15 protein-coding genes are annotated in these 16,593 nt (G+C 71.0%); 9 read left to right on the plus strand and 6 right to left on the minus strand.

Annotated elements, in window-relative coordinates:
• The first annotated feature begins 411 nt into the window (after positions 1–411).
• Both BFF77_RS05470 and BFF77_RS35470 read left to right on the plus strand, forming a co-directional pair.
• On the plus strand, positions 412–1,356 hold the full coding sequence (locus BFF77_RS05470; RefSeq protein WP_066944352.1) for an aminotransferase class V-fold PLP-dependent enzyme: 945 nt from the start codon (positions 412–414) through the stop codon (positions 1,354–1,356).
• A 340-nt stretch (positions 1,357–1,696) separates the two neighbouring features.
• Complete coding sequence (locus BFF77_RS35470; protein ID WP_066944353.1) at positions 1,697–2,431, plus strand: translation initiation factor IF-2; 735 nt, start codon at positions 1,697–1,699, stop codon at positions 2,429–2,431.
• 147 nt (positions 2,432–2,578) lie between these two features.
• On the opposite strand, the gene BFF77_RS05480 is transcribed toward BFF77_RS35470, so the two are convergent.
• The 4 genes from BFF77_RS05480 to BFF77_RS05495 all read right to left on the minus strand — a co-directional run bounded on the left by BFF77_RS05480 (position 2,579) and on the right by BFF77_RS05495 (position 7,368).
• Positions 2,579–3,439 carry an oxidoreductase gene (locus BFF77_RS05480; protein ID WP_066944360.1) on the minus strand — a complete coding sequence of 287 codons (861 nt, stop codon included), beginning with the start codon at positions 3,437–3,439 and terminating at the stop codon, positions 2,579–2,581.
• 70 nt (positions 3,440–3,509) lie between these two features.
• Complete coding sequence (locus tag BFF77_RS05485) at positions 3,510–4,082, minus strand: ArsR/SmtB family transcription factor (protein ID WP_211280162.1); 573 nt, start codon at positions 4,080–4,082, stop codon at positions 3,510–3,512.
• A gap of 98 nt (positions 4,083–4,180) precedes the next feature.
• On the minus strand, positions 4,181–6,637 hold the full coding sequence (locus BFF77_RS05490; protein ID WP_066944361.1) for an FtsX-like permease family protein: 2,457 nt from the start codon (positions 6,635–6,637) through the stop codon (positions 4,181–4,183).
• Complete coding sequence (locus tag BFF77_RS05495) at positions 6,631–7,368, minus strand: ABC transporter ATP-binding protein (protein WP_107422082.1); 738 nt, start codon at positions 7,366–7,368, stop codon at positions 6,631–6,633. Before BFF77_RS05495 ends, BFF77_RS05490 begins: the two co-directional genes overlap by 7 nt.
• Before the next feature lie 198 nt (positions 7,369–7,566).
• Here BFF77_RS05495 and BFF77_RS05500 point away from each other — a divergent pair, with 198 nt between their 5' ends.
• Entirely contained in the window at positions 7,567–8,838 is a 1,272-nt protein-coding gene (locus tag BFF77_RS05500) for a sensor histidine kinase (RefSeq protein WP_066944363.1), read from the plus strand.
• Entirely contained in the window at positions 8,838–9,470 is a 633-nt protein-coding gene (locus BFF77_RS05505; RefSeq protein ID WP_066944364.1) for a response regulator transcription factor, read from the plus strand. The genes BFF77_RS05500 and BFF77_RS05505 overlap by 1 nt, the downstream gene beginning before the upstream one ends.
• A 243-nt stretch (positions 9,471–9,713) precedes the next feature.
• Here BFF77_RS05505 and BFF77_RS05510 read toward each other — a convergent pair whose 3' ends face one another.
• Together BFF77_RS05510 and BFF77_RS05515 are read right to left on the minus strand one after the other, a co-directional pair.
• The gene (locus tag BFF77_RS05510) at positions 9,714–10,217 is read right to left on the minus strand and encodes an RICIN domain-containing protein (protein WP_169922614.1); all 504 of its coding nucleotides are present in this window, start codon (positions 10,215–10,217) and stop codon (positions 9,714–9,716) included.
• 676 nt (positions 10,218–10,893) lie between these two features.
• Positions 10,894–11,415 carry a PadR family transcriptional regulator gene (locus tag BFF77_RS05515; RefSeq protein ID WP_066944367.1) on the minus strand — a complete coding sequence of 174 codons (522 nt, stop codon included), beginning with the start codon at positions 11,413–11,415 and terminating at the stop codon, positions 10,894–10,896.
• A gap of 55 nt (positions 11,416–11,470) precedes the next feature.
• Between BFF77_RS05515 and BFF77_RS05520 the strand changes: the two genes are divergently transcribed.
• From BFF77_RS05520 to BFF77_RS05540, 5 genes are all read left to right on the plus strand, one after another.
• The gene (locus tag BFF77_RS05520; protein WP_066944369.1) at positions 11,471–12,187 is read left to right on the plus strand and encodes a cysteine hydrolase family protein; all 717 of its coding nucleotides are present in this window, start codon (positions 11,471–11,473) and stop codon (positions 12,185–12,187) included.
• Between the two features lie 177 nt (positions 12,188–12,364).
• Complete coding sequence (locus BFF77_RS05525; RefSeq protein ID WP_141698366.1) at positions 12,365–12,847, plus strand: hypothetical protein; 483 nt, start codon at positions 12,365–12,367, stop codon at positions 12,845–12,847.
• 307 nt (positions 12,848–13,154) lie between these two features.
• Positions 13,155–14,216 carry a LacI family DNA-binding transcriptional regulator gene (locus BFF77_RS05530; RefSeq protein ID WP_079124861.1) on the plus strand — a complete coding sequence of 354 codons (1,062 nt, stop codon included), beginning with the start codon at positions 13,155–13,157 and terminating at the stop codon, positions 14,214–14,216.
• 13 nt (positions 14,217–14,229) lie between these two features.
• Positions 14,230–15,549, plus strand: coding sequence for an ADP-ribosylglycohydrolase family protein (locus BFF77_RS05535; protein ID WP_079124862.1), 1,320 nt, complete (start codon positions 14,230–14,232; stop codon positions 15,547–15,549).
• Positions 15,546–16,553, plus strand: a complete 1,008-nt coding sequence (locus tag BFF77_RS05540; protein ID WP_066944373.1) for a nucleoside hydrolase — start codon at positions 15,546–15,548, stop codon at positions 16,551–16,553. The genes BFF77_RS05535 and BFF77_RS05540 overlap by 4 nt, the downstream gene beginning before the upstream one ends.
• Positions 16,554–16,593: the final 40 nt, after the last annotated feature.

Raw genomic sequence — 16,593 nt, forward strand, 5'->3', positions numbered from 1 at the left:
CTGGCCGCGGGCCGCGGCCAGCACACTCCGCATGTGTGCGACGAGGTCGACGCCCTCAGCCACTTCCCTGGCCTGCGGCCACAGTTTTCCACCCTCGGAAAGAAAGTCGTTGTACGGATCAATGACGAGCAGAGCCGTTTCGTCCGGCGGGTAGGTCACGTCTTTGGCGTTCATCGGTTCTCGATCCCATCCAGCATCGTGTGGCGGACGACAACATCACGGATCGACCGGAAGCCCTGCGAGATGAGTGCGAGAGCGGCCTCGCCGCTTCTGCGGTTCCGGGCCCCCGGCCCTCCCCTGGGCGCCGTGGCAGGCCGGACCTCGCTCCGTCCGTCACCTTTCAGCTTCTCACTGCGGCGGAGTTCGTGCACCTGGTCCGCAGAAAATGGTGCCCATCGGCGGGTGGTGCGGATGTGCGACGCCCTCCGCGCAGGTGTGGATCTGGCTGCCGACGCGATTCCGGGCGGCGGGGAAGCCGGCGGCCCGGCTCCCGACGCACGGGAGTGGCACCGGGCGCTGGAGTGGGTCGAGCAGGCCCGTCAACGCGGGTACGGCACGCTGCTCGACGCGGCGGCGTTCGTCCCGGCCAACCGTCCGGACCTGTCCCGGGTGCGGCCCGACTTCGTCGCGGTGAGTTGGTACAAGGTCTTCGGCTATCCGACCGGGATCGGCTGTCTCCTCGCGCGGCGCGCCGCTTTGGCGCGGCTGCGCCGGCCCTGGTTCGCCGGCGGCACCATCCGCGTGGTCGGCGTCCAGGCCGGCTGGCACGTGATGGCCGACGGTGAGGCCGCCTTCGAGGACGGTACCGTCAACTTCCTGTCCGTATCGGATGCCACGGCGGGTCTGAGGTGGACCGACGCGATCGGCATGGACGCCGTGCACAGCCATGTGTCGGCGCTGACCGGGAGGCTGCTCGCCGGGCTCGGCTCACTGCGCCACTCGCACGGGAGCGGCGTCGTGCGCCTGTACGGGCCTGCCTCGTGCGACCGGCGCGGTGGCACCGTCGCCTTCAACCTCCTGGACGCGCGCGGCCGGGTCGTGGACGAACGCGTGGTCGCCCGGGACAGCGGACGCAGGGGTATCTCTCTGCGCACGGGCTGCTTCTGCAATCCGGGTGCCGTCGAGGCGGCCCTCGCTCTCGGGGTACCGCTCCCGCGGTCCGAGGCACGGCGGCACACCCGCACGATCGAGGAGTACCTCGACGCGCTGGGGCCGGCGTCCGCGGGCGCGGTACGGGTGTCGGTGGGGATCGCGTCGAACGAGGCAGACGTGGACGCCTTCCTCGCCTTCGTGGCCGAGACCTACCGCGACCGTGTGCCGGACGTGGCGGGGCTCGCGCCGAGGGACGGCTGCTGAGAGTGCGGCCCGGTCAGCCGTGCGGTCCGGTCGCTCCCTCCCCCCGCGTTGTGCGAGGAGACCCCTTCCAGGTGGTCTGCCGCATCCTGGAAGAAGGCGAACAACGAGGTGAACCTTCCCTCTTCAGGGTCGGAGCCCTCGGCCCAAGCCCCGATGCACGGGCAAGACCGTACGCGGATGCACTGACATCGCCCCTCGGGTCTCCAAGCCGACGCCTGGGCCCCGTGGACCTCACGGGGTGCGCCCGGACTGATCGTCGTACCGACTGAGTACGATCACCTGTGCCGGTCTGAGTATGTGAGCGGGTGCCCGCCGAGCGCGGGGCCGGAAGGGTGGAGCCATGCGCCGTCTGCTGCTGCTCGCCCCGCTGCTGCTGCTCACCGTCGGCTGCGGGGTGGTGCGGTCCTCCGAGGACGAGGCGACGGACGCGGCACGGGACGTGGCCAGGACGGCGGGCGAGCGGCTCTACGGCCAGCGTCCGCGCACCGCGGAGGAGGTCGGACGCTCCGCCTCCGGTATCGACGGGGTGGAGGTAATGCGGGTGACGGGTACCTCGACCCACGACGGGGACGGCATCGACGTGGTCGTCCGCACGTCCGGCTCGGCGTACAACAGATGGCGCGACCTTGACGAGGTCACCGTGCTGCGCTGTTTCGAGGTGCGGGTGTCGCCCGAGTCGCAGTGGCGTGAGGATCCTCGTGACGTGGACTGTCCTGACGGCCTTCCGCTGACCTTCGCCCCGCCACCCGAACCGCCCCGGCTGCCGTACGAGGAGCTCCGCGCGAAACTTCCCCGGGTGCCGGAGGGCGGCCGGGTGGACGAGGCCGAGGTGCGCCGTGGGCTCGCCGCCCTGGATCTGGATCCGGCGATACGTACCGAGGTGGCGGCGGCCGACGGCCGGGTCGGCGTTCTCCTGTCGGTGAAGGGCAACCGCTTTGACCCGCAGGACTGCCTTCTTGCCCGTGTGGGCCCCGGCGCCACCGAGGTGTGGGTGCCGTCCCGGGTCCAGCGGATGCCCGGAGAGGGCGGCTGTACCCTCGACAACGCCCTGAACCCGATAGCGCCACCGCACTGAACGGGACACCTGGCCCTCTGCGGCCGCACGCCACGTGTGCCCCATCGGGATCGGCAGCCGGGGTGACGCGGCGCGACCGCCGCGAGGCGCGTGACCTTCTGGAACACCGGAGCCCGGGACGGCCGGCCGGCTCTGGGAGTTGCCGAGCTACGAGGTGGTTGTCACCTGGTCGGCGTGGTCGGTCGTGACCGCCACCGCGCGCCAGGCTTCGAGGTCCTCGCGCACCTGATCGAGCTTGGCCGATACGCGTTCCACGCAGTCCGCGCCGAGCTGGAGCCGCGTCGGGGGCTCGGTGCCCTCCGGCAGTTCCGCCAGATCGACGATGGCCGCCGCGGCCTTGGCCGGGTCGCCCCGCTGCGCGTGGTTGTAGGAGGCAGGGACCTCGCGGGTGGTTCCCGAGGTCGTCGCGTAGTCCTCGATCGTGCGGGCCTCGGTGCGCAGGCTCGTACCGTCCAGGAAGTCGGTACGGAAGCCGCCCGGCTGCACGATCGTGACGCGTACGCCGAGCGGCGCCAGCTCCGCCCGCAGCGATTCCGACATGCCCTCCAGCGCGAACTTCGTCGCCGCGTACAGACCCCACCCCGGGGAACCGGTGAACCCGCCCACCGAGCTGATGTTGATCACATGGCCGGAGCGCTGGGCGCGGAGCGTCGGCAGGACGGCCCGCTGGGTGGTGAGCACCCCGAAGAAGTTGGTGTCGAACACCGCGCGGGCGGCCTCGTCCGAGACCTCCTCGACGGCGCCGATCAGTCCGCGCCCCGCGTTGTTGACGAGGACGTCGATCCGGCCGAAGCGGACGAGGGCGGCGTCCGCGGCGGCCCGGACCCCCGGCTCGTCGGTGACATCTGCGGCGAGGGGGAGGAGGGCCTCCCCGGCGTCCGGGAAGGTGCGGCGGAGGGCGTCCAGGTCGCGTCCGGTGGCGGCGACCTGATGGCCGCGCGCCAGCGCCTCCCGCGCGATCGCGGCGCCGAGGCCCCGGGAGGCACCGGTGATGAACCACACACTCATGGTCTTCTCGTTTCTGTTCTGTCTGTTCGCGTGCGGCTGTTTCACGCGCGGCCGTTCTGCCGGCGGCTGTTCACGGCCGGCCGGGAACGGCGCGGGTGAAGGTGAAGACGGTGCCACGCTCCTGGCCGTCGTCGGGTATTTCGCGATCGGCCCACCGGTCGACGACTTCGCCGATCTCCGCGGCGAACCGGGCGAGTTCGGCGTCGGTGACCCGGAGCCACGCCTCGTTCGAGAACGGCCCCAGCGGCCACCGCGCCTGCTCGGCCTGCGGCCGGTCGGCCCAGCGCCGTACATGCCCGGTCTGCCGTTCCAGATTGAGCGAGTCGACCGCGTGGGCGACGGCCTCCCCGGCGGCGTCCTCGGCGAAGTCGGCCGAGGACCAGCACAGTTTGGGTGTCGTACGCCGCCACCACCGCTCCCGCCGGTCCCGCGCCAGCTCCGGCGCCTCCTCGATCAGCCCGGCCTCTGCCAGCGCCCGCAGATGATGGCTGACGTTCCCCACCGCCTCCCCGGTCTGCTGCGCCAGCGCACTGGCGGTCGCGGGCCCGTCGAGCTTGAGCAGATCGAGCAGCCGCCGCCGCGCGGGGTGGGCCATGGCGGCGAGGACACGGGAATCGGTGATGGAGCGGTTGTCGTCGGACACGCGGTAGAAGCTATACGCACAAGAATCATTGCGCAATGACTCTTGTGCAATAACTCTTGTGCGATGGTTCTTGTGAAGTGACACGGCGGGCGGCCGGTTCACTCCGGTGTGCCCGCCAGGTCCAATGCCCCACGGCGCAGGGCGAGGCCCGCCGGGGTCACCGCCGAGATCACGGCGAGCATCGCGCAGGCGCCCAGGGCCTCCGCGAGCGTTGCCCATGGGATCTCGATGGGCGTCCACACCGAGAGCAGGGCGAGCGCGCCCCACATGCCCAGCAGGTTGAGTCCGGCGACCAGTGCGCCCAGCAGTCCGCCGACCATGACCACCATCAGTGCCTCGGCACCCACCAGCCGCAGCACCTGCCACGTGGTGGCCCCCGCCAGTCGCAGGACGGCCAGCTCGCGGACCCGGTCGGAGGTCGCCATGACCATCGTGTTGGCCAGCGAGATGCCGGTGTACAGGAGGGCGATCCCGAGGACCAGGAAGAAGCCCGTCCGGGTCGTCCGGTTGGTCTCGGGGTACGTCGCGCGCACCCAGCCGTCCTGGGTGAGGACGTCCCCGCCCGACGCCCGCACCGCCTGACGCAGACGGGCGGCCACGGTGCCCGCGTCGGCACCGTCCGCGAGGCGTACGTCGACCCGGTCGACGGGCGCCGCGGGGGCGTTGCGCGGGGTGACGTAGACGCCGTTGTCGCCGGTTCCGGTGGTCATGACCGCGGCGATCTTCAGGGACTTCCTCGTGCCGTCGCCGAGCCACACGTCCACCCGCTCGCCCACGGTGTGCCTCTCCCACTCCGCGTTGACGATGATCGAGTCGTCGTCCAGGTCGCCCGCCTTCCCCGCGGCGAGCGGGAGACGGGCCGTTGCCGCGAGCGGTTCCGGTTCGACGGCCCTGGCGTCGGACCTGATGAGCGCCACGCCGTCCTCCAGGACGTACACGGCGCTCGGCGAACTCGCCGAGACCTCGGCGCCGGACACGGCCCGAAGCCGCTTCAGCGTCGCCCCGTCGAAGCCGGCGTCGCCCGCCGCCGTGACCACGAAATCGGCGGTCGTCCGCTCGCGTGCCTCGGTGGCCCTCGCCTCGTCGAGGGTCGCGGCGGCGCCCAGCAGCGAGCCCGCCAGCGCGACCGTGACCAGCACGGGCGCCGCGACGGCGGCGGTGCGGCGCAGCCCGGCGGCGGCGTTCTCCCGCACCAGCATCCCGCCGGCGCCGGGCAGTTGGGCCGGCAGCCAGGCGATCAGCCGGGCCAGTGGCCCCACCAGCACCGGCGCGAGCAGCGCGACCGCGGTGATCAGCAGCATGGGCCGGCTCACATAGGTCTTGCGCCGGAGCAGGTCGCCCGGGTTCGTCACCAGGGCCAGGACCAACGTCACCGCGGCGGTGACCAGCAGGGCCGCGCCGAACAGCCGCCGGCCCCGCGTCATCGGCCGGGTGTCCACGGACGCCTCGCGCAGCGCCTCGGTGGGACCGGTACCCCCTGCCCGCCAGGACGCGGCCAGCACGCCGCACAGGGCCACCAACAAGCCCGTCCAGAACGCCATGTGATAGGGCCAGGTGTGGTCGCCGATGGTGAACCAGCGCGGCGCAAGGCTCTCCTCGACCGCCCACTCGGCCAGCTTCGGAGCCCCGTAGGAGCCGAGCGCGCAGCCGGCGGCCGAGGCGAGCACACCGACCACGAGCGCCTCGCAGACGACCATGCGGCGGATCTGCCCCGGGGTCGCCCCGGCGGTGCGCAGCAGGCCGAACTCGCGGCGCCGCTGGGCCACCGCGAACGCGAAGGTCGAGGCCACCACGAACACCGACACGAACCCGGTGACGCCGCCGGCCGTGCCGAACATGGCGTTCATCGCGGTGAGGGCCTCGCTGTCCCGGTCGGGGTCGGCGTCGGCGTACCGGCGCGCGCCGCCGGTGAGCACCTGTACGCCCTCGCTGCCGCGCACCGCCTCGCGCACGTCCGCCGCATCGGCGTCGACCACGAGCTGGAGGCTGCGCGGCGCCAGTTCGGCGGCGCGGGCGTCGGTGTGGAACACGGCGTTCTCGAAGCCCAGCCCGGCCACGGTGCCGACGACGCGCACGGTGCCGCCGCCGGTCCGTATCCGGGCACCCGGACGGGCCCAGTCACCGCTGACGACGACCTCGTCCGCGGCCTCGGGCGCGCGTCCGGCGTCGAGTTCGTACGGCGCGAAGGCCGCGGTGGACCAGGGGTGGCCCACGAGATCGGCCGGCCCGCCCTCGGCCCGCACGGCGAACGACCGGTCCTCCACGACGGTCCCGAGGTCCCGCAGCTTCGCGACCGTCCCGTCGGGCACGGCCCGCGGCTGCGCGAGCTTCCGGCTGCGGTCGCCGATCGGGGTGGGCACCTCAAGGGTGTCCTGCCCCTTGACGACGACCGGCGCGGCGGCGAACCGCTCCGGCCCCCGGTCGGGCGCGTCCAGCGAGGAGGCCAGCGCCAGCCCCATCACGGCGATCAGCGCCACTCCCAGGCAGACGGCCACGAAGCTGCCGACGAAGGTGACCCAGCGGGTGCGCAGGGTGCGCAGCGTGACGCTCAGCACGGCGCCGCCTCCAGCTTGGTCATGCGCGCCGCGATGTCCTCGGCGGAGGCCCCGATCAGCTCGCCGTTGACACGGCCGTCGACGAGGAGGACGACGCGGTCGGCGTAGGCGGCGGCGACAGGGTCATGGGTGACCATGATGATCGTCCGGCCGTCCCGGTCGACCATGCCGCGCAGCAGTGTCAGCACCTCGCGGCCCGTCTGCGAGTCGAGCGCGCCGGTCGGCTCGTCGCCGAACAGCACGTCGGGGCGGGTGATCAGGGCGCGCGCCAGGGCGACCCGCTGCTGCTGGCCGCCGGACATCTCCGTCGGGCGGTGCCGCGCCCGGTCGCCGAGTCCGACCTGTTCGAGGACCTCGCGCACCTGGGCCTTCCTCGGGCGGCGGCCGGCCAGCCGCAGCGGCAGGGCCACGTTCTGCTCGGCGGTCAGCGAGGGCAGCAGGTTGAACGCCTGGAACACGAAGCCGACGCGGTCGCGGCGCAGCAGGGTCAGCTTGGTCTCGCTCATCCCGGTCAGGTCCGTGCCGCCCACGGTGACCGAGCCCGACGTGGGCCGGTCCAGGCCCGCGGCGCACTGCAGCAGGGTCGACTTGCCGGACCCGGAGGGACCCATCACGGCGGTGTACGTCCCCCTCGGGAAGGCGAGCGACACCTGGTCGAGGGCGGTGACGGACGTGCCGCCCGAGCCGTAGCGCCGGGTCACGGAGCGCAATCGGATCGCGTCGTTGCTCATGGTTTCCCCACCAGTACCTGCTCCTTGGCTTGTTGAGGCCTCCACGAAACCGCGGAAGCCCCTCGCGACGCAGTACGGCCGGGACGAGACCTGGGGTAGGGCCAGGCATACCCCCGATACGCCCGCTGGACCGATGGCCCCGGCCGATGAGGCCCGTTTACGGTCATGCGCATGCACTCTCGGAATGTGTGGCAGGCCATGTCCCGGCCGGGCTTCCTGCTGTCGGCCTGGCCCTGGCGCTCCGCCGCGTATCTGCTCACCGGCGCGGTGACCGGCGCCATCGCCCTGGTGGGGATCGTGGCGGTGGCAGTGGTCTGCGGTGCGCTCGCGGTCGTCCTGGTGGGGCTGCCCCTGCTCGTCGTGGTCGCCCTCAGCGGGATCCCGGTGGCCGAGGTGGAGCGGCGCAGGATACGGCTGATCGACCGCGTCCCGGTGTCCGGCCGGCATCAGGTGCCGGCCGCGCCGGGACCGCGGGCCTGGCTGACCACCCGGCTGCGCGAACAGACCACCTGGCGGGAGCTCGGGTACGCGCTGCTGTTCGCCGGGCTGCTGTGGCCGGTCGACGCCCTGGTGGTCACGGTCGCCCTGCTCGTCCCCCTGTCCATGGTCGCCACCCCGCTGCTGATGGCCACGGTCGGCGACGGCGACGAGGCGAAGGTGCTCAAGCAGTGGACGGTCACCACCTGGCCGACCGCCTTCGGCGTCGCCGTACTGGGCCTGCTCCTGATGGGTCTGTGCGCCTACGTGCTCGGTGTCACGGCGGGCGCCCGCGCCGAGCTGGCCCGGCTGCTGATCGCCTCCCGTGAGGGCGAGCTCGGCGCCAAGGTGGTCGAACTGGCCCGCTCCCGCGTCCGGCTGGTCGACGCCTTCGAGGCCGAGCGGCGCCGTATCGAGCGCGATCTGCACGACGGCGCCCAACAGCGCCTTGTGGCGCTGACGATGGCCCTCGGGCTGGCCCGCCTCGACGCCCCGCCCGGCCCGCTCGCCGAGCAGCTCACCAAGGCCCACGAGGAGGCGGGCAAGGCGCTCGCGGAGCTGCGCGAGCTCATCCACGGCATCCACCCCAAGGTCCTCACGGACTACGGCCTTCGAGCCGCGGTCAGCGACGCCGCCGACCGCTGCGTGGTCCCCGTCGACGTCGACCTCGAACTGCCGGGCCGGCCGGCCCGGCCGGTCGAGTCCGCGGCGTACTACGTGGTCTGCGAGGCGCTGGCCAATGTCGCCAAACACAGCGGGGCCGACCGCGCGCGGGTGAGCGGCGGTCATCGCGACGGACGCCTGTTCCTGGAGGTGCGCGACGACGGCCGCGGCGGCGCGGATCCCTCGGCGGGCAGCGGCCTCACCGGTCTCGCGGACCGGGTGTCGGTCCTGGATGGCAGACTTGCCCTGACCAGTCCGCCGGGTGGACCGACCCTGTTGCGTGTGGAGTTTCCTTGCGAGTTGACCGGGGCGCCCGATCGCTCCGCGTAGTGCTGGCCGAGGACAGTGTGCTGCTGCGGGAAGGGCTCATCGGCCTGCTCGGCCGCTGCGGCCACGAGGTGGTGTCGGCCGTCGGGGACGCGCGGGCACTGGTGGCCGCGGTCGAGGAGCACGCCCCCGACATCGTGGTGACGGACGTACGCATGCCGCCCGGCTTCCAGGACGAGGGCCTGCACGCGGCGGTGCGGCTGCGTGCGAAGCGCCCCGCACTCCCGGTCCTGGTCCTCAGCCAGTACGTGCAGCGGACGTACGCGGCCGAACTCCTTGACTCCGGCGATGGATCCGGCGTCGGCTATCTGCTCAAGGACCGGGTCGGCCAGGTCGAGGAGTTCGTGGAGGCGCTGCACAAGGTGGCGGACGGCGGAACGGTGGTCGACCCCGAGGTGGTACGCCAGTTGCTGCGCCGCCGCCGCGATCCGCTGGAGCGGCTCACCCCGCGCGAACGCGAGGTGCTGGCACTGATCGCCGAAGGCAGGTCCAACGGCGCGATCGCCAAGGAACTGGTGGTTTCCGAAGCGGCGATCGGCAAGCACATCGGCAACATCCTCACCAAGCTGGACCTGCCCCCGACGGACAAGACGCACCGCAGGGTCCTGGCCGTCCTCACCTATCTGCGCGCCTGACCCACCGACGAGCGCACCGGGCCCGCCGTGCCCGGCCCGACATCAGCCGCACGGTACGGCTCCGGACGCGCCACGTCGGACATCAAGCCGCAGACCCCGCGTGGCTCACACCGCGAGCCCCGCGGGGCACGACGCATCCACCGGACGCCTACGCGCATTTCAGCGTGACGCCGTCACCGGCCTTTGAAAGGGGGGAGACGGCGGATCGGTGGGGGATCCAGAGGATTGTTCTCTCCCCTGTGGCTAAACTACCTGGACCCACTGCTGGTCGGCGCTTGTGCTGCAGGTCCACTGGACGACCTTGGTGCCGTTCGCGGTGCTGGAGTTAGGGACGGCGAGGCACCTGTCGCTGGCGACATTCCGCAGACGGGCGGCGCTGTCCCAGATCCATACCTGCTCCGATCCGGAGCCACAGGGCCACTGAATCGCGTTGGCGCCGTTCGTCCCGGTGCCGCCGGCTATGGCGAGACACTGTCCGCTGGCCGTATTGCGCAGCTTCCAGTGGTCGCTGGAGACCGGTATCCACTCCCAGACCTGACCGGAGCTCCCGCATCCCCACTGCACCGTCTCGGTGCCCTCGGTCTGGCTGGCTCCCGGCACCGCGAGGCACTTTCCGGTGCCGAGGTTCCCGATGTAGGTGTTGACGCCGGCCGGCGCGGCATTCGCAGGTGACGCGAAGAGCAGCGCCGATACGCCCGCAAGTCCTACCGCGGCGCTCTTGAGTGCGCCCTTACGAAATACTGACATGGAAATCCGCTCCTTCATGTATTCCGGGAATTGTGATCCGCGACTGCGGCACCGGACCATCTTGAACGGCGGCACGAAAGGACTACAAGAGGATTATCGAAAACCTGTGGATTTCGGTCGCATTTCAACGGTGAACGGCAGGCGGCTCCTCTGCCATTTTTCGGTTAATCGAGTGGGTGTTCCCGAATGTCGCCACGATCTTCCCACCAGGCCGGGGTCCTACCCGTGACGTTGGACACGTATTCCTGGTCCTTGGTCCGTCGAGACGGGGTGAATTGTCGTCCGGAAAAACCTTGTTGACTTTCACGGGAGAAGCGTCAGGGTGTCTGCCGCTCATCGGGACGCGGGCGTGTTCCGGGAGCCGGAGTCCGGCGAATCCCGGACGCTCGCCTCGTTCTGGTCGTACGTACGGCCCGGCGGAAAGCCGGCGATCACCCGGCCCGGGTCGGACAGCGCTGCGAGGCATGGATCGCGGAACACCGGGTCGCCGAACTGAACGTCGGCACGGTGCGGGCGATCGCCACCAGGAAAGAGGCGCCGAGCGCGGCACAACCGCTGACAGGTCCTTCGGGCAGGGGAATCGACCGTGCTCAGTAGGTCCGCGGTCGGGGCCGTGGCCTCAAGGTGATCACGGAGATCCTCGAAGAGGACGGGGAGAAGGCTTCCGTGGGGGAGGTCATGCCGGCTGTGCGAGTTGCTCCCGTAGCCAGGACCGTTCGGCGTGGCTGGTGGCGCGGGCGATGAGGAGCATGCCGCGGCGGTACGGGTCGGTGGTGTCCTCGGCGCTCATCGGGCGGTTGCCGTCGTGGAAGAAGCTCGCGGGCTGTTCGAGGAACTCCAGTCTCCGGCGCAGTACCGCGTGCTGGTCCGCGATGTCGGGGAGGTGGGAGAGGAAGGCCAGGATGGTGAAGTACCGGGCGCCGTCGGTGATGTCCGGTTGGTCGGGTTCCCGGAGCCGGCGCAGGAGTTCGGCGCGGCCGGCGGATTTGAGGCTCAGGGTGTGCCGCTGGGCGGCCGAGGCGCCGGGTTCGGTGTGCCGGTCCAGCAGTCCGGCGTTGACCAGGCGGTTGATCGCGGGGTAGAGGCTGCCGTCGCTGACCGGGCGGGAGTGTCCCGACAGGTGCGCGATGAGACGGCGCAGTTGGTACCCGTGCAGCGGGCCGTCGGCCAGGAATCCCAGGATCGCCAGTTCGAGCATGCTGCTATCCTCGCACATCGAAACGAGGTATCTCGAATCGAGGTAAGGAGTGGGGATGACATATTCGGAGGCATGGGTGACCGGGCGGGCAGCCGAGGCGTACCGGCACGGCCGGGCGACGTTCGGCATACGGCCCGAGCGGACGGCGCTGCTGGTCATCGACATGCAGGACGAATTCGTACGGCCCGGCTGGAGCCCCTACTGGGTGCCGGCGGCGACACGCATGGTGCCGAGGCTCCGCCGGCTGGTCGGGACATGCCGGGCCGCCTCCATCCCGGTCATCTGGAGCATCTTCGACGACACCCATCTCGGACTCGACCGGCCGCACGCCCTGCGCCACCTCCCGCACGCCGACACCGACTGGCGGCGGCCGGGGCCCGCCGAGGTGTGGGCCCCGATGGGCCACCGCGCCGACGAGGCCCTGATCCGCAAGCCCTCCTACGGTGCGTTCTACGACACACCGCTCGACACGATGCTGCGCAACCTGGGCCGTGACACGGTCGTCGTCACGGGAACGCTCACCAACTACTGCTGCGGCACCACGGCCCGGCAGGCGTACGAACGCGGCTACAAAGTCGTGTTCGGATCCGATGTCACGGCCACCGACGACGAGTCGCGGCAGGAACCCGAACTCGCCGTCCTGCGAAAGGGCTTCGCGCTGGTTCTGACCGCCGAGGAGATCACCGACCGGATAACCGGAAACGTGCCCAGCACCGCAGGCCACGGGAGAGAACCGGGCGAACAGTGCCTGACGCGGCCTCAGGTGTGTTGATCAGAAGCGTTGTTGACACCGGCCGGACTTGACCATGGCGAAGGCCTCCGGTGTGGTGGGGCCGCCTCCGGTGGGGAGTGTACTGGCCGCCGTACCAGGGCGTGACGGGCCGAGCGAGGCATGTTCGCGGGCCCGTGGGCGAAGATGTGCACGGGAAGCGGTCGACTGGGGGTTGCGTTGAGCAAGTCTGTGGCGGTGATCTCCGGTGACGAGATGTTCTGGGCCTACGACGTGGCGCTCGGGGTTCTCTTCATCGAGGCGGCGCGAGTCGGCGCGGAGATGCCGGCGGACCTGCGGCCCTCCTGCCGGCCGGAGCTGGAGCGGGATCTGCGCGCGCACGCGCTGGTGGGCAGTGGTTTCGCCGTCCTGCTCGACGATTTCGACGTCGAGCGGCGACAGGCGCTCCTGAGCTGCGTGCGGGAGGCGGCTCGACGGATCGAGGCCCGTGGCGGTGTGAGCCGGGACGAGGTCTCGACCTGGCCCGAGTTGGAGGAGAGCGCGACCGGCTTCCTGCGGGGCGCGGAACACATGGCCGCCGCTCCGCTTGTCGAGCTGGCGAAGGCTCTGGAGGATCTGGCTGCCGGCGCACTCCCACCGGCCCCGGCCGGGCGCCGTTGGTACTACGGCACCCCGGAGGGCCGGATCGTCCAGGGCGGATAGGGGACCGTCCCGCCGAGCCCACGGGTCGTACCGCATCACCACCGACGCCCGCGGTGCACCAGCTTTGGTGCGAGATATGCGAAAAGGTACGATTGCCGTTCCTGGTACGCATGCACGTGGGAGGGGCCACCGCGATGCGGCCCTTTCCGGTGTGCACAGGCCGGACACCACGCTTGGCGCGTGTCTCATCGCGAAGAGCAATCGTCGTGGCTGTCGAATTTCGGACAGCACACCTCTTGACTTCGTGGCTCGATGTGGATGACTGTTGTGCTCCGAACGCAAACCGGTTTGTAAGCAAGGAGCGCAGATGGAGGAGATGGATGATGCGCCTGAGGCGACATCTAGGCAAACCGGTTTGGATGCCGCCGGGTCGAAAGGGCCCGCGACCATTTCCGATGTCGCCGCGCGGGCGGGAGTGAGCAAGACGACCGTCTCGCATGTGCTGTCCGGCCGACGGCCCGTTTCCGAGGCCACGCGCCGCAAGGTGATGCGTGTGGTCGAGGAGATGGGGTTCCAGCAGAACTTCTTCGCACTCGGCCTGTCCGGCCGCCGCAGTCAGACCGTCGCACTGGTCGTCCAGGACCTGACCAACCCGTTCTATCCCGCCCTCGCACGTGGTCTTCAGCAAGCGGTCGGCAAGCGCGACCATGTCGTCCTGCTGGCGGATGTCGGAGCCGGCACACCACCGATCGAGGCATTCCTCAACGAGGCTGTCCAGCGTCGTGTGGACGGGGTGGTCGTGGCCGCCGTCGATGTACCGGACCGCATGCTGGAGCCGCTGCTCGCCTCGGGCGCCCGGGTGGTGACCGTCGGCTCGCCCCGGCACGGGACATCGACCGATGTGGTGTCGTCCGACGACGGGAGAATCGCCGCCGACGCGGTCGCCCACCTGTACAGCCAGGGCCATCGCACGATGGGCGTCATCTCGGGACCCGTCCGCGTCGCTCCGGGTTCGGCACGCCTTGACGGCTATCGGCAGGCTCTGCGTGATCATGGCCTGCGGCCCCTGCGGGCGGCCGAAGCGGTGGGGGACTGGACGAGGGAGTCCGGGGCCAAGGCGATGAACCTGCTGATGGACCTGGAGCGCCGGCCCACGGCGGTCTTCTGCGCCAACGACCTCATGGCGATCGGCGCCCTCGATTCGGCCCGTTCGCTCGGTCTGTCCGTTCCCTCGGACGTCGCCGTCCTGGGTGTGGACGACATCGACGCGGCCGGTCTTGTCAGTCCTTCCCTGACCACGGTGCGGGTCCCGGCCCAGGAGATCGGGCGTGTGGCGGGGGAGCTGCTGCTCGCCCGCATGGACGATCCCACCGGAACGCCGCGCCGCGTCCTGGTCCAGCACCACCTCGTTCACCGCGAATCCGCCTGAGGAGCCACAGCTCGTGCACGACGTACTCGACCCACGTGATCTCGTCCCGGACGAAGCCGAACAGCTTCTGTCATCGGGCTACGCCGCCGGAGAACTGCTGGATGCGGCTCGTCGGGCCGCCGCGGCCGACGACCTCACGGAACTGGCCTCGATAGCGGAGGCACTGGGCGCTCTGCGGCGCTCCACCACCTGGGACTACGACGAACCGTCCGGCGCGCGGGAGATATGGGCGGCCCTCGCCCCGCCGTCACCCTCCCGGCCTGTCTCCGCCGAACGGCTTCCCCGCCGAATCGCGGGTGCCTGGCTGGGACGGTGCGTCGCCAACACGATGGGCAAGCCCGTCGAGGGCCTGACGCGGGACGAGGTCGCCCTCTACCTCCGGGCCGCCGGCCAGTGGCCGCAGACCGGATTCATCCCCCTGCTGGACGAATTGCCCCCCGGGGTCAGCCACCTGCATGAATCGGCCCCGTACGCCGCAGCCGGCCGCTTCGACGCCATCCCGCGGGACGACGACCTGGACTGGACGATCCTCGGTCTGCACCTGCTGGAGACGTACGGGCGCGGCCTGACGACGCAGGACATAGCCCGCGAGTGGCTCGACCGCATTCCCTTCACCCAGACGTTCACGGCGGAGCGGGCCGCCTACCGCAACCTCGTCCGGGGCCTGCGTCCGCCGCACACGGCCACCCATGACAACCCGTACCGCGAATGGATCGGCGCGCTGATCCGGACCGACGTCTACGGCTATGTCCAGCCGGGCAGGCCACGTACCGCGGCGAGGATGGCGCTGACCGACGCGGTTCTGTCACACACCGCCAACGGGATCTACGGTGCGATGTGGTCGGCCGCACTGGTCGCCGAGGCGCTCGTGTCCACCGAGCCGATCGATGCCCTGCGGGGCGCGCTCTCCGTCGTCCCACCGCGCTCGCGGCTGTACACAAGCCAAGCCGAACTGCTGCGCATGGCCGAGCGAGGGGCCACCGTGGACGCGGCGCAGCACTGGATCGACAGCGAACTGGGCGGCTACAACTGGGTGCACACCGTCAACAACGCCGCCATCATCGCCGCCGCCCTCCTGTGGGGTGAGGGGGACTTCGTCCGCAGTGTCGCCCTCGCCGTCGGCGCCGGCCGCGACACCGACTCGACGGCGGCCACGGTCGGCAGTGTCTTCGGCGCGCTGCACGGCCCGGACGCCATACCCGGCCGACTGGTGGAACCGACCGGGGGAGTGGTCCGTAGCGCGGTCCGCGGCTTCGACCGGATCACCGTCACCGAACTCGCCGCACGGACGGAAGCCGTTCGTATCGCCCTCGAACAGGATGTGCCCGCATGACCGCCGCACGCAGAATCGTGATCGACACCGACCCCGGTCTGGGCGAACCCGGATCCGACATCGACGACGGCCTGGCCATCGCGTTGGCCCTGCGCTCGCCCGAATTGACCGTCGAGGCACTGACCGTCGTCAACGGCAACGTCGATGTCGACACGGGAGTCGACGTCGCCAGGCGTCTCACCCGGCGGCTGGGACACCCGGACCTTCCCGTCCTGCGCGGCGCCGACCGGCCACTGCTGCGCGACATGGCTCCCCTGCGCGCGCTGTTCGACGATGTCGTCGGTGACCGTCCCGCCGTCCCCACGGCGGCGGACGACCGGCTCGGACCCACCAGCGACCTCACGGCCGCCGCGTATCTCGTGGAACGGGCAGCCGCGTGTCCGGGCGGGATCACGGTGGTCGCCATCGGCCCCCTGACCAACCTCGCGCTGGCGCTGCGCCTCGACCCGGGGTTCGCACAGAACGTGGCGGAGATCGTCATGATGGCGGGATCCGCCACCGGGTACGCCCAGAACATCACCGTCGTCGGCGACTTCAACGCCTACGTCGATCCCGAAGCGCTCGCGATGGTCCTCGCCAGCGGCGCGCGGCTCCGCATGGTGGGCATCGACCAGACCTCCCGGGTGCGGCTCACCCGCGACGACGCCGCCGCTCTGTCCCGCGGTGACTCCTTCGGCCGCTGGGCCGGAGAGTGCGCACTGGCGTGGATCGATTTCCTTGCCAGGGCGTTCCCGCTGCGCGAAGAACACCGCGACGCGTGCTTCCTGCACGACCCCCTCGTTGTGGCGGCCGTCCTCGACCCGTCCCTGTGCACGTGGGCCGACGCCCATGTCGCCACCGACACCACCAGCGAACTCGCCCGGGGCCTGGTCGTGGCCGACCGCGGACTCGCCCTCGCCCCACCACCCGGACCCCCCAACGCCTCGGTCGCCGTCGACACCGACGTGCCCGGCTTCGGCCATCTCTTCCTCGATCGCCTCACCGGTACTCCCGCCGGCGATTGACCGCAATCCCCATGACCGTCAGAGAGGACCGTCATGAAGC

It is taken from the genome of Streptomyces lushanensis, assembly GCF_001700515.1.
Classification (GTDB): Bacteria; Actinomycetota; Actinomycetes; order Streptomycetales; family Streptomycetaceae; genus Streptomyces; species Streptomyces lushanensis.

What these genes read in the sequence shown, in the direction of transcription:
- BFF77_RS05470 (WP_066944352.1), top strand. Translation starts at nt 412, where the DNA reads ATGTGCGACGCCCTCCGCGCAGGTGTGGATCTGGCTGCCGACGCGATT.
- BFF77_RS35470 (WP_066944353.1), top strand. Translation starts at nt 1,697, where the DNA reads ATGCGCCGTCTGCTGCTGCTCGCCCCGCTGCTGCTGCTCACCGTCGGC.
- BFF77_RS05480 (WP_066944360.1), bottom strand. Translation starts at nt 3,439, where the DNA reads ATGAGTGTGTGGTTCATCACCGGTGCCTCCCGGGGCCTCGGCGCCGCG.
- BFF77_RS05495 (WP_107422082.1), bottom strand. Translation starts at nt 7,368, where the DNA reads ATGAGCAACGACGCGATCCGATTGCGCTCCGTGACCCGGCGCTACGGC.
- BFF77_RS05500 (WP_066944363.1), top strand. Translation starts at nt 7,567, where the DNA reads ATGTCCCGGCCGGGCTTCCTGCTGTCGGCCTGGCCCTGGCGCTCCGCC.
- BFF77_RS05510 (WP_169922614.1), bottom strand. Translation starts at nt 10,217, where the DNA reads ATGTCAGTATTTCGTAAGGGCGCACTCAAGAGCGCCGCGGTAGGACTT.
- BFF77_RS05515 (WP_066944367.1), bottom strand. Translation starts at nt 11,415, where the DNA reads ATGCTCGAACTGGCGATCCTGGGATTCCTGGCCGACGGCCCGCTGCAC.
- BFF77_RS05520 (WP_066944369.1), top strand. Translation starts at nt 11,471, where the DNA reads ATGACATATTCGGAGGCATGGGTGACCGGGCGGGCAGCCGAGGCGTAC.
- BFF77_RS05530 (WP_079124861.1), top strand. Translation starts at nt 13,155, where the DNA reads ATGGAGGAGATGGATGATGCGCCTGAGGCGACATCTAGGCAAACCGGT.
- BFF77_RS05540 (WP_066944373.1), top strand. Translation starts at nt 15,546, where the DNA reads ATGACCGCCGCACGCAGAATCGTGATCGACACCGACCCCGGTCTGGGC.